This is a genomic window from Streptomyces sp. NPDC079020, assembly GCF_044542225.1.
GTDB lineage: Bacteria > Actinomycetota > Actinomycetes > Streptomycetales > Streptomycetaceae > Streptomyces.
In genome coordinates this window covers 100420-113184 of record NZ_JBITUB010000014.1, presented here as the reverse complement: position 1 = coordinate 113184, position 12765 = coordinate 100420, and the positions used below count along the sequence as shown (strand labels likewise).

10 protein-coding genes are annotated in these 12765 nt (G+C 71.4%); 7 read left to right on the top strand and 3 right to left on the bottom strand.

Annotated elements, in window-relative coordinates:
• Positions 1-144: 144 nt before the first annotated feature.
• The 5 genes from ACIGJO_RS26955 to ACIGJO_RS26935 all read left to right on the top strand — a co-directional run bounded on the left by ACIGJO_RS26955 (position 145) and on the right by ACIGJO_RS26935 (position 6406).
• Positions 145-1521, top strand: coding sequence for an MFS transporter (locus ACIGJO_RS26955; protein WP_399962306.1), 1377 nt, complete (start codon positions 145-147; stop codon positions 1519-1521).
• Positions 1518-3410: a prolyl oligopeptidase family serine peptidase gene (locus ACIGJO_RS26950; protein WP_399962304.1), complete on the top strand. Its 1893-nt coding sequence runs from the start codon at positions 1518-1520 to the stop codon at positions 3408-3410. Before ACIGJO_RS26955 ends, ACIGJO_RS26950 begins: the two co-directional genes overlap by 4 nt.
• Positions 3411-3417: 7 nt before the next feature.
• Entirely contained in the window at positions 3418-3540 is a 123-nt protein-coding gene (locus tag ACIGJO_RS26945; protein WP_329941571.1) for a hypothetical protein, read from the top strand.
• A 128-nt stretch (positions 3541-3668) separates the two neighbouring features.
• Positions 3669-5636, top strand: coding sequence for a RiPP maturation radical SAM C-methyltransferase (locus ACIGJO_RS26940; protein WP_399962301.1), 1968 nt, complete (start codon positions 3669-3671; stop codon positions 5634-5636).
• A 95-nt stretch (positions 5637-5731) separates the two neighbouring features.
• Positions 5732-6406: a DUF5825 family protein gene (locus ACIGJO_RS26935; RefSeq protein WP_399962299.1), complete on the top strand. Its 675-nt coding sequence runs from the start codon at positions 5732-5734 to the stop codon at positions 6404-6406.
• Between the two features lie 49 nt (positions 6407-6455).
• Here ACIGJO_RS26935 and ACIGJO_RS26930 read toward each other — a convergent pair whose 3' ends face one another.
• The 3 genes from ACIGJO_RS26930 to ACIGJO_RS26920 form a co-directional block, all read right to left on the bottom strand.
• On the bottom strand, positions 6456-7244 hold the full coding sequence (locus ACIGJO_RS26930; protein ID WP_399962297.1) for a LuxR C-terminal-related transcriptional regulator: 789 nt from the start codon (positions 7242-7244) through the stop codon (positions 6456-6458).
• A 31-nt stretch (positions 7245-7275) separates the two neighbouring features.
• Positions 7276-8979: an amidohydrolase gene (locus ACIGJO_RS26925; protein WP_399962295.1), complete on the bottom strand. Its 1704-nt coding sequence runs from the start codon at positions 8977-8979 to the stop codon at positions 7276-7278.
• Positions 8980-9346: 367 nt separating this feature from the next.
• A complete protein-coding gene (locus tag ACIGJO_RS26920; protein WP_399962293.1) occupies positions 9347-10102 on the bottom strand; it encodes an alpha/beta fold hydrolase in 756 nt (251 codons plus the stop codon).
• A 1074-nt stretch (positions 10103-11176) separates the two neighbouring features.
• Between ACIGJO_RS26920 and ACIGJO_RS26915 the strand changes: the two genes are divergently transcribed.
• Together ACIGJO_RS26915 and ACIGJO_RS26910 are read left to right on the top strand one after the other, a co-directional pair.
• Positions 11177-12250 (top strand): helix-turn-helix domain-containing protein, encoded by a 1074-nt coding sequence (locus ACIGJO_RS26915; RefSeq protein WP_399962291.1) that lies wholly within the window; start codon positions 11177-11179, stop codon positions 12248-12250.
• A gap of 16 nt (positions 12251-12266) precedes the next feature.
• Entirely contained in the window at positions 12267-12752 is a 486-nt protein-coding gene (locus ACIGJO_RS26910; RefSeq protein WP_399962289.1) for a hypothetical protein, read from the top strand.
• Positions 12753-12765: the final 13 nt, after the last annotated feature.

Below are 12765 nucleotides of genomic sequence, written 5' to 3'. Positions count from 1 at the left end.
TAATTCCGGACTCCGCGATGCCCTTGTGGCGTCCGCCGACGCCTGGCTAGGCTCCGGCTCGTTTCAATTCCTTTTCATTTTCAGCAAGTTGTAGCTGATTGGTGAAGAGCTTTCTTCACGTCGCGGGCGGAGAGGGGGAGATGAATGGCAGCGACGCCGGCTCCCAGGGCGAGCGACAGTCCGGCTGCTCCGCCCGCGGCCGATCCTCCCGCCTCGCCCCGTGATGTACGCCTGTTCTGGTGGGCGAGCACCGCGGACGCTCTCGGGACCCAGACCTCGGGCATCGTGCTCCCGCTGCTGCTGCTCACGCTGGGGTACTCCCCTGCCGCGGTCGGTCTGATCGCGGGTGCGTCGGCGGCCTTCGGGCTGGTACTGGGACCGCTGGCGGCGGTCCCCGCCGACCGGGGCGCCCGGAAGACGGTGATGCTCTGGTCCGCGGGTCTGGCCGCTCTGGCCATGGCGACCGTGTCCGTCATGGTGGCCATGGGCCGGCCGCCCCTGGTCCTGCTGCTGTGCGCCGTGCTGGTGGAACGTCTCTGCACCGCCGCCTACGACGCCGCGGCCCGCGGGACGGTCGCCATGATCTGCCCGCCGGAGGGCTACCCCCGGCTCGTGGCCCGGCTGCAGGTGGGGGACAACGCCGCCCTGGTCCTGGGTCCCGTGCTCGGGGGCGCCCTCTACCAGTTGGGCCGTGCCTGGCCCTTCGTCGTCGATGCCCTGTCGTACGCGGCGACCGCCGTGTGTGTCGGGTTCATGCGTGCGGATCTGCGGGCGGATCCGCGTGCGGCGGCAGGGGCTGGACCCGCGGCCGCCCCCACGGACCGGCCCGCGGACGGGGAGCACGGCACGGCTCGTCCGGGCCCCTCTCCCGAGGGCCCGGACCCTCGCGCGCGCCGGCTCCGCCGCGCGGCCCTGCTCACCGAAGCGGGCGCCGGCCTGCGCCTGGTGGGTACCACTCCGCTGCTGCGCCTGGTCACGCTGTGGACCGCGGTCGTGAACGGGGCGCTGTCCGCCCTCTACTTCGGGGTGCTGTTCTTCCTGGAGCGTGACGGCCACAGCGGCTCCGCCACCGGGCTGGTCCTGGCCGTTTCCGGGGCGGCCGGAATCGCGGGGGCACTCGCGGCTCCCGCGCTGGCGGTCCGGCTCGGTGCCGCGCGCACGTTCCTCGCGGTGACCTGGCTGCTCGTGCCGCTCGCCGCGGGCCTGGCCGCGGCCCGTTCGCCCTGGGCCTTCGCCGCACTGTTCGGCGGGGTCTGCCTGATCCTGCCCTGCGCCACCGTCGTGCTCCAGTCCAGGACCATCGCCACCACTCCCCCGCACCTCCAGGCCCGGGCCGGGGCAGTCCTGGCCGCCGCGGCGGGCGGCGCCGCAGCGGTGGGGCCCGCCGCGGCCGGGCTGCTCGCGGCACGGGCGGGATCGGCCGGCCCCGCCCTCGGCTGCACGGCGGCCCTCATCGCCCTCGCCGTGTACACCGGCTGGGCCCATCCCCGTACGCTCAAGAACACCGGGAGCACCTCGTGACAGGTCCCTCCGCCACCGATTCCGGGCGCGCCCGCACAGCGGGCGAAGCGCCCCCTCCATATCTGGTCTCCCGGGACGCGCTGCCCGAGGTGTGCGCGACGGATCCGCACCGGATGGTCTTCACCGCCGACGCGGGCGGCCGCTGCGAGGTCTTCACCTGGGACGCCACGACCGCCTCCGCCCGGCAGGTGACCGACCACCCGCTGGGCACCTTCCACGGTTCCATCGACGCCCGGTCCCATGTGTGGTGGTTCGAGGAGGACGCCCACGGCGTGGGCCTCTGGAAGTTCCGGCCCTTCGACGGCGGACCGGCCCGCGACGGTCTCCACGGCGTCCCGGCGGGTCTGGCACGCGGGCTCGGCGTGAGCCGCGACGGCACCGTCGCGGTCGCCCTGGGCGACCCGGAAGGCACCACCGTGTACAGCGGCCCGCTCGGCGGTGAAGCCCACGCGGTGGCCCGTCTCCCCCAGCACGCGAATCTGACCGGGATCACCGCCGCCGGTGACCTGCTGGCCGTCAGCGCGCAGGCCCGCTCCACGAGCGCGGTCACCGTGTTCGGTACCGACGGCACCCGGCACGCCGTCCTGCACGAACCCGAAGGAGCCCTGTGGTCCCTCGGGTTCGGGCCCCTTCCCGGCCGGCGGGAACTGCTGCTCGTACGGGAGTGGCAGGGCAGCTACCTCCTTGCCACCTGGTCCCCGGAGCGGCCGCTCGTCACTCACCTGTGGTGCGCGTTCGACACGGAGATCACCGGGCGCTGGTGCCCGGACGGCCGTGCCGTACTGATCCGCCAGGAACGGCACGGCCGCAGCATCCTGCACCGGGCCGACCTCACCGCCCGCCGGCTGACCGTACTGCCCACGGCGCCGGGCACCCTGCTGGACGCCTCCGAGCAGGTGAACGGCGACGTACACACGCTCTGGACCAGTACCACCACCCCGCCGCGCGCACTCTCCAGCGCCGGTACCGCGCTGCCCTCCCCTCCGCACCTCCCCCCGCGTGTCCCCGGCGTAGCGCGCGATCTGTGGACTCCGGGCCCCGACGGGCCGGTGCACACCCTCGTCACCCTGCCCGAGGGAGTGTCCGCGCCGGCGCCCACGGTGTTCCTCGTCCACGGCGGTCCCGCCGACCACGACCGCGACGCCTACGACGGTGCCCTGCACTCCCTGGTGGCGTCCGGCTTCGCCGTCGCGCGGGTCAACTACCGCGGCTCCACGGGGTACGGGCCGGCCTGGCGGAGCGCGATGACGGAGGGGGTGGGGCTCACCCAGGTCGCCGACCTCGCGTCGGTCCGCGCGGACCTGGTCGCACGCGGCTGGGCGGACCCACGGGCGCTCGCTCTGTGGGGCACCTCCTGGGGCGCCTACCTCACCCTGCTGGCCCTGGGGACCCGCCCCGGCCTGTGGCGGGCGGGCGTCGCCGTGAAACCGGTCGCCCATCTCGCCCACGCGCACGCGACCACCACACCCGCCCTGCGCGCACTGGACAAGCGGCTCTTCGGAGGAACTCCGCAGGAGTTCCCGGAGCGCTACGCGCGAAGCTCTCCGCACACCTATGTCCCGGACCTCGACGCGCCGTTGCTGGTCGTCGCGGCGACGCACGACGCCAAGTGTCCCCCCGGCCAGATCCAGGACTACCTGGACGAACTGGTCACCCACCACAAGCGCCACGAGGCGCTGTGGCTGGACACCGGCCACGACGGATACGACGGCCGGGACCACCTGAGTGTCCTGCGCGGCGCCCTCGTCTTCCTCGACCGCGAACTCCGCGGCCGTCCACGCGCCACCCCCGAAGCGCCCCCCTCCACCAGGCGGGGGGAGTCCGTCCGGCCGGCAAGCGATCCCGAACCGGCCGCGAACGGAACGGCTCGACTCCTCACGGAAAGGTAGACACATCATGCAGAAGGACATCATCAACAACGACCCGCTCGCGGGCGACGAGGAGAACCGCAAGCCGGGCATCAGCATCACCATCACGGTGCCCATCCGCAACGCCGAGGAAGCGGACGTCGAGAACTAGTCGCTCCTGGGGCCGGTCCCGTGCCCGCGCACCGGGCCGGCCCTTCTCCTTCTCCCTCTCCCCGGATCTCCCGATTCCTCCGGTGCCTTGTGCGCCCCTGCCCGCCGCACCACTGCCAAGGAGCCCCCGTGCGTGTTCTGCTGGTCAATATGCCCTGGTCACCCATCGACCTTCCGTCACTCGCCCTGGGAATCCTCAAGCGCAGCGTGGACGAGCGTGTTCCCGGTGCCACGGCGACGGTGCTCCACGCCAACCTGGAGTTCACCGACTGGATCACGGCACGCACCGAGTTCACGCCGACCGACTACGAGTACTACTCCCTGTCCTCGTACTTCATGGGGTGCGGCGACTGGGTCTTCTCCTCGGCCCTCTACGACGACCCTTCGTGGCGCGAGGCGGAGTTCACCGAGGCGATGCGCAACAAGCTGAGCAAGTCCCGGATGAAGATGTCCCATGAACTGCACCGGATGGCACCGGACTTCGTCGCGGAGATCGCTCAGCGGATCGTCGACGAGGCGCCCGACGTCGTCGGTTTCACGTCCACCTTCCAGCAGAACACCGCCGCGCTGGCCGCGGCCAGGCAGGTGAAGCGGCTCGCCCCGCACATCAGGACGGTCATCGGCGGCGCCAACTGCGACGCCGAACAGGGCGCGGCGCTGCACCGCAACTTCCCGTTCCTCGACTACGTCGTCCGGGGCGAGGGAGAGGCCGCGTTCCCCCAGCTGCTCAGCGCGCTCGCCGACGGAGAGAGCCTGTCCGGGGTCCCCGGGCTCTGCCACCGGAGCGAGGGAGGTTCCAGCACCGCGAATCCCATGGCATCGAGTCCGCTGCCGCCCGCGACGATCCTGTCGCCCGACTACAGCGGGTACTTCGAGCGCCTGGCCGCTTCCGTCGCCCGCAACTGGGTCGAGCCCAAACTCGTCGTCGAGGGAGCGCGCGGGTGCTGGTGGGGCGAGAAGCACCACTGCACCTTCTGCGGACTCAACGGCTCCTTCATGCAGTTCCGCAGCAAGAGCCCCGACGTCTTCTACGGGGAGATCATGGACCTGGCGCGCAAGCACCGGGTGCTCGACATGTACGTCGTCGACAACATCCTCGACATGGGCTACCTCTCCACCGTGCTGCCCCGCATCATCGAGAGCGGGTACGACCTGCGGCTGCACATCGAGATCAAGGCCAATATGCGGCGCAACCAGCTGCGTACCCTGGCCGACGCCGGTCTCATCTATGTGCAGCCGGGCATCGAGAGCCTCAACAAACGGGTCCTGGACCTGATGGACAAGGGCGTCAGCGGCTGCCAGAACGTGCGGATGCTCAGGGACGGGGCGGAGACGGGACTGTCCGTCTCGTGGAACTACCTCCACGGTTTTCCCGGGGAGAGCGCGCAGGACTACGAAGGGGTCATCGGCCAGATCCCGGCGCTGGAACATCTCGACCCGCCCGTCGATCTCTCCGCCCGGATCGCCATCGAACGCTTCAGCCCGTACTTCAACCAGCCGTCACTGGGGTTCGACGGGCTGCGGCCGGAGGCGCACTACCGCTTCACGTACGACCTGCCGGAGGAGGAGCTGTACGACCTCGCCTACGTCTTCGAGGCCCCCGAGCGGGGCATCGGGGCGGTCACCGTATCGGCTCTCAACGATGCCCTGGCGCTCTGGAAGGAGCACCACACCGACGCCCGTCTCACCCATACCGACCTCGGTGACCGCATCGTCCTCGTCAGCGCCCGCCGCTCCTTCGACTGGCGGGTGATGGAGCTGACCGACCCGTTCGAGACCGCAGTCTTCCGTCTCCTCGACCAGCCGCACGCACCGGCCTCGCTCCTCCGCAAGGCGACGGTCCGGATACCCGGCCACGGCCGTACCGAGGCGGACGTCGACGCGTTGCTGTCCCACTGGCTGGAACTCGGGCTCCTCTTCACCGACGGCGGCCAGTACGTGCATGTCGCACCGTCCGCCGTGAACGAGAACCTGCTGCGTCTGGACTTCATGCGTCATGCGCACGCGGCACCCGGGCCCGCGTCCCCGGACCCGTCCGCGTCCGGTACCGGGGCGGATGCCGGCGCCGAGCCGGACCGCGACGCCGTACTCGCCTGAGGTCCCCGCCCCGCTGTCGGCCCGACGGCTCCTGTTTCCCTCCAGCCCAGCCCAGCCCGATGCCAGCGAACCCCACGAGCCGGAGACTCCCTGCCATGGAATCAGCCCTCGACACCACCGCGGACACCCTGCGCGTCACGGCCTGGCGCGACTACGACGAAGCCGCCTGTGCCCTGCCCGGCATGTTTCTGGGCAGCCTCGATCTGACCGGCCCCGAGGCGTCCGAGAGCGACCGGCTCTGGGAACTCGGTGCCCGCCGCGTGGCCCTGCCGGCCGCCGTGGACCTCACGGCGACGGGGGACCTCGCCGGAGCACGCCGCACCGCGCGGGCGCTCAGCCTGGTCCGGGACCTCACCGCCCGCGCCGTACTGGTCGAATGGGACCTCCGGCTGGACCCGTCGCGTCCGGACGACTGGCAGTCGATCAGCCATCTCCAGCCGCCCCGGACCCTGCACGGGACCCCCGAGCCCGACTCCGCGCTCTCCACCTGGCGCAACGGCCACTACCTGGGCAAGTGCCTGTGGCGCAACGGTCCCGGCTTCCTCCAGATCCGCGACCGCCGCTGGGGCAACCTCCAGCGCTTCACAGCGGATGAACCGCACTACCGTCGCGCTGTCGGGGAGCTCTCCTACGGGGCGCCGCAGGCGTCCGTGGCCAAGGACGCCCTGGACGGCTTCACCGAGGAGAAACTCGTCCTTCATCTCGGCCCCCTGGCCTGGTGGGTCCCCTACCGGGTGAGCCGGTGGACCCAGGAAGCGATGGCGGTCTGAGCCCCGTTCCGCCGCGGGTCCCGTCCGCGTCACCGCCTCCGGGCCCGCGTCAGCGGGAGGGTCCGATGCCCCAGGCGACGGCGCGGGCGGCGGCTGCCGAGCGGTTGGGGAGATCGAGCTTGGCGAGGATGTGCTCGATATGGGTCCCCACGGTGCGCGGTGCGATGTACAGCCGCTCGGCGATCTCCCGGTTGGTACGGCCGACCGTCAGTTCGGCCAGCACCTGGAGCTCGCGGGGCGAGAGCCCGCCGAACCGCCGCGCGTCCGCGGGCCGCGCGTCCGCCTCGGGCCCGGCCGCGGCGATCTCCCCGGGCGACGGACCCGCGCCGGTGGCGACGGCGGCGGCAAGGGCCTCGGTGAGCAGTGTGACCACGGCGCGCGCCGGATCCGGAGCGCGCCGTGGTCTGCGGGTGCTGACGTTCAGCATGCCGACGTACCGGCCGTCGGCGGCGAAGAGGCACTGGGCCACGCCGTCCTCGATGCCGAGGGGGGACAGTACGTCCTGGAAGCCCTGCGATGCCGCCAGCAGCTGCCGGGGGACGTCCCCGAGCCAGAGTCCGCCCCGGTCCGGGCTGCGGAGCACGGGGAACACCGGATCCCGGTGGAGGCGGGTCTCGATGTAGGAGGTGGCGTCCTCCGGGTAGCTCCCGGCCAGGGTGGTGTGGCGCCGGCGCAGTGGGTCCCACCGGGTCAGGGAGGCGTGGTCGTACTCCACCACTTCCGACAGCGCGGCCAGGACCGTGTCGACGCCCGCCGCGCCGGCCGTGGCGCTCCTGGCGGCCTCACGGACGTGGACGGCCGCGTCCAGGATGTCGCCACTGCTCCGCTCCGCTGCCATCCCTCAAGGATGGTCATGCGCCCGGAATACGTCAATCTCGAAGGGTTTCGTGCACGATCTGCCCGTCCATGACGGTGAGGACGACGGGCATCTCCGGGATGTCGTGCGGGTCCGCGGTGAGCAGGTCCCCGTCGAGCACACACAGGTCGGCGACCTTGCCCGGCTCCAGGGAGCCCTTCCAGTCGTCGGCGAAGTCCTGCCAGGCCGCGTCGATCGTGTACGTACGGATGGCCTCGGCCAGTCCGATGCGCTGCTCGGGGCCGCTGACCCGGCCGGCGGCCTTCGACTCGCGCAGCACCATGGTGGCGATGCCCTGGCGCCAGTCCGGGTAGGTGACAGGGGCGTCGGACCCGCTCGCGACCCGCACGCCGGCATCGATGGCATCGCGGTAGGGCCAGGCGTAGGCGGCCCGCTCGGCGCCGACGAACTCCTCCTCCATGTCGGCGACGGTCCACTTGATGGTGGGGTTCATGTTGACGCCGAAGTCGTGCGCGGCCAGCACCTTCATGCTGTGCGCGGTGAGGAAGTCGCCGTGGATGACGTAGTGGCGGGCGTCGGGCCGCGGGTGCTCGGCCATGGCCGCGGCGAACGCGTCCGCGACGGCGTCGCAGGCCCGGTCGCCGGTGACGTGGACGCCCAGCTGGTGCCCGGCGGTGTGGGCGTGCCGGATCATGGCGTCGATCTCGGCGGTCCGCTCGCTGTCGGTCTCGCCACCGACGCACAGGGAGCCGCAGCCGCCGCCGACGTACGGCTCATGCATCCAGGACGTCTTGTTGGGGACGATGCCGTCCGCGAAGATCTTGACTCCGAGGATCGCGAGGCGGCGGGGATCGCTCTCGCCGGGCTTGCCGAGGGCGGTGAGGGTGCGGGCGAACTCCTCGGCGGTGCTGGCCATTCCGGTGGGCAGGAGCAGGACGCCGAGTCGGGCGGTCAGTTCGCCGTCGGCCAGCAGCCCGCGGTAGACGTCGAGGGTTTCCGCGCCGAGCGCGCCCCGCATGATGCCGTCGCCGCCGGGGCCGAGTCCGGGCTCGGTGTAGCTGGTGACGCCGAGCCTGGCGAACGTGGCGAGGGCCGACTTGATCGCGTCGGTCCGTTCCTGCCGGCTGAGCGGCGGCAGCGCGTTCTGGATGAGGGCCTGGGCCCCCTCGTGGAGCAGTCCGGTCGGCTCCCCCGTTTCGTCCACGACGATGGCTCCGCCGGGCGGCGCGACGGTGTGCCGGTCGACCCCGATGAGCTCCAGCGCCTTGGAGTTGACCCAGGTGGCGTGCCCGGAGAAGGAGTACAGAACGACCGGATGGTCCGGGCTCACGGCGTCGAGGTCGTGCCGCGACGGCTGCCGCGAGGGATCGGCGACGCACTCGTCGAGGAAGCCGGTGTCCCAGCCGTGCCCGGTGATCCACTGCCCGTGCGGGACCCGTCCCACGGCCTCCCGCACCACCTCGGCCGCGTCCGCGAGGGAGGACACGGCGGGATGGCCGAGTTCGAGGGACAGCGGGGGCGTCGCCATGCCGAAGGCGCATCCGTGCAGATGCGAATCGTTGATTCCGGGAAGCAGTGTCGCTCCCCGCAGCTCGACGACACGGGTGCCGGGTCCGATGAGCGGCGCGACGTCGTCCCGGCCGCCGACGGCGCTGATGACCCCACCGGTCACCGCCAGGGCCGAGGCGACGGAGAACTCCGCATCGACCGTGACCACCCGACCGCCGAGAAACACCAGATCCGCATACGTGTCCACAGAAGGGTCCTTTCAAGAACTGGGCGCATCACGCCGCCCACGAACGTCTCCCTAGGACTATGGCCGCGCCCCCGCCGCCCGCACATCGGTCATCCCACCGATGTGCGCTCGGGCGGTCTCGGCCCGACGAAGCCCGGCCGCGAACGTTCTCCGGGATCTCTGTGCCCGGAGCGAGGGGTTCTGCCGGACCGCTCGGTCCTGCTCCATGACAGCAACTGAACCGAGCTTGCGGCACCGTCCTCCAGCCACACCTTCGCCGACGGCATCGTCGAGGCCCACTGCACCTCCAGGCCCACTGACGCCCACACGATCGGCGACGGCGCCGCCCCATCAGGTGGTGGGGCGGCGCCGTCGCTGTCCGGCCGGCTCAGGCGCGCAGGAACGCCTCGATCGCCGTCGCCAGCACCACCGGGGTCTCGTGCATCGGATAGTGGCCGCTGTTGGCGATCTCCTCCAGCTCCGCGTTCGGGTAGTGGCTGAGCCACGTGCCGCGCATCACGTCGGCCGTGAGGGCGAGATCGTGCTCACCGACGAAGACCTTGACCGGGACGGGACTGCCGACGATCCGGTGCGTCAGGTCGGCGGTGACCCAGTCCTGGACGTAGCCGCCGAACGCCTCGCGGGTCGAGAGCTCAAGGGAGCGGTCGACCATCAGGTCGACCCACACCCGGCTCGCCCGTCGTCCGGTGACCAGGTCCACGATGGCCAGCCGCCGGTCGCGGTCGTGCGCGGCGCCGTAGAAGAGCGCCTCGCCGTCGGCGTCCAGCGGGTAGGGCCCGGCGGGGACCGGGGCCAGCCCGACCAGCTTGCGCACCCGTCGCGGAGCCTGTGCGAGCACCTGCTGGACGGCCTTGCCGCCCATGGAATGGCCGACGAGGGAGAAACCCTCCCAGCCGAGTTCGTCGGCCAGGGCGAGGGCGTCGCCCGCGATCTCGGCGAGGGTGTACTCACCGGTGACGTCCTTGCGGTCACCGTAGCCGCGGTAGTCCAGGAAGGCGTAGCTGAACGTGTCGCCGTCCAGGTAGTCCAGGAAGGACCCCCACCCGGCACTCGTGCCGAACCAGTCGTGAAGCACCAGGACCTTGTGGTCGCCGGAACCGATCAGACGGTGCGGAATGCTCATGACGGGGTCCTCCTGTGTGTGCTGGGCGCGGTGGCGGGGCCGGCGTCACTTCCGTCCTGTGCCGCTCACACGAGCGTCATGCCACTGTCCGGCCCGCGTGAAACGATCCTGCCCGTGAGAGAGACATGGGCCCTACGCGGGCCGTCGACAAGGGCGCGGCTCCTGCGGCTGTGACAGCCGGGGAAGCGGTGGAAGAGCTCTGCGGTCGGATCGCCGGAGGAAGACTCGAATCGTGGCTGAGCAGCTCGGCAGGGCGGCTTCTCGCTGTCGTGACGAACATCGAGCACGGACCGGGAACGGGGAACGGACCGGTATCGGTGAGGCGAAATTCCAGAAGGTGGCCGCCGTCTGAGTGGCCGTCAAACTCAGCCCGATTTCCATCAGAAAGGGAAAGAAAGCGATCAGCGCTTTCGCGTTACGGTCACCCCTCACACCCGAAGAGTCGGCCACATGTTCGGAATTCCGACCGCGTCGGCTTTTCGTGTCCCGTTCCGGGTACACATATCGGATTACGGCATGAGTACGTGGCCAAGGAACGGCCGTCCCGGCTAGTGTCCCGTCTGAGAGGGGGGCCTGGGCCGAGCCTGTGAACCTGGGAACCACGCCCCCCTTTCTTCAGCATTCCGACCATCACAAGATTCCCCGGGGGGAAGCCCATGTCTTGTCGATATGCGCTCCGAAGCGCCGCAACGTCTCGGAGTGCTGCTGACGGTAGCGGCGCGACCGGTGGTTTCGCACGGCCGCGTGCCTGCGCTGTCACGCTTCATCCCGGTGACGTGTTCGCGCTGCGCGCTCCTTCCACGAGCCCCTCGGACGCCGTGTGGCCGCGGATGTGCGTGCCGCGTGGTTCGGGAGTACCCGCGTGGGCGTCCCGCGGCCCGCGCTTCTCCCGGCCGCGGGCCCGGGTGGACCGGACGCTCCGTGCACCACTGGGCGTCCGCCCGGCCATCAGGGGTGCGTGACACCCGTTTTCGCGCACCGGAATGCACCCCCGCCCGAAGTGGAGTAATCGGCTCCGCACAGCCGTCTCCCCGCATCGGCGCGGGACGGCCGGGCAGTGCGAGGAGGAACGACATGCCGCGAGACGACGCGAAGCGGACCTGTGGCTTCTGCGGCGCCGAGCTGCCCGAACCGAAGGGTCCCGGGCGCCGGCGCGTCTACTGCGACGCCGGCCACCGGCGCCAGGCCCAGCGCCGCAGGGAACGTGAAAGGCCGTCCGCGGGCGAGGACCGGCGGTCGCTCGGGCAGGAGATCGCCGCGGAACTGCACAGGCTGGCCGGTGCGTTGCTGGAGGCCACGTACGCGGGCGAGGACCTGGCCGAACTCGTACAGCGCGCGCGGGCCCTACAGAACGAGATCGACTGCTTCCTGGCCGCGGAGGTACTGGCCGGCCGGGCGCGGGGAGCCCGGTGGGACGACATCGGCCGGGCGGTGAATGTGACGGCGGAGACGGCCCGGTCGAAGTGGCAGGCGGACCGTGTCCGGCGGCAGTTGGACCACCGGGCGCTCTCGCAGCGGGCCGCGCCGCTGCCGGCCCCCCGGACGTTGGCCTCCATACAGCCGAACAAGGCCGCGGTTCCCGCGGACGGACCGGTTCCGGGCACCCCGGTGACCGCCCGTCAGCGGCTCGCCGCGGCCCTGTCCCAGGCACAGCGGGAGAGCGGGTTCAGCATCCGCAGGATCGCCGACCTCACCATGCTCTCCCCTTCCTTCATCTCCCGGATCCTGTCGGGAGAGCGGCTGCCGTCGTGGGACCTGGTGTGCCATCTGTGCACCATCGTGGGCCAGGAGCCCCGGGAGCTGCGTCTGCTGTGCGAGGTCGCCCACGGCATCACCCAGCCGGCCCGGCAGACGGTCACCGAGTACATCGCCTCGCTGAAAGCGGCACTGCGCGGGCTGCATCTGGCCGCGGCGCGTCCTTCACCCCAGCAGATCCACCGGCGCAGCAACGGGCGGGTGCCGGCGTGGCTCGTCGCCCAGGTGCTGAACGGGGATGTGGTGCCCGAGTGGGAGATCCTCGGTGCCACCGTCACCGCGCTGGGCGGTCAGGCGGCCGATTTCAAGCCGCTGTGGGAGGCGATTCACTACAGCGTTCTCATGGCCGACGACTCCCGTGTCTCCGACCTGGTCTCTGATCCGACAACTTGACGGCGGTGCGGATGACATGACGACCACATGGTTTCCCCACTCCGCGCAGCCCGGCCGCAGGCCGGTGCGCGTCACGGACGGCAGGACCGCTCTCATCGCCTTCCACGCCTTCCGTGCCCTCTACCGGGAGGGCTATCTCGCCTACGCCACGGCGAGACTCGGTGCGGGCGGGCCCGCCGAGCAGGCGGTCGAGGACACGCTCACCGCACTCGCGGTGCGCTGGTCCACCACTCTGGGCTGCTCGCACCCGGCGGCGGTCGCCTGGCGGATGCTCTCGGAGAGCGTGGACCACATCGACGGGACCAATGGCGCGTGTTCCTGCCGTCGGCGCTGCGTGAGCGACGCGCTCGTGCTGCGTGCCGACCTGCGGATGGAGACCACCAGGGCGGCCGAGCTCATGGGACTGCCCCACGGAGAGTTCCTCGTGGCCCTGCGCACCGCCGGCGCCGGCGGTGCGGTCCCCTGCTCCTGCAGGCCGCCGCGGCCGCGGGCCGGAGTCTGAAAACACGCGCCTC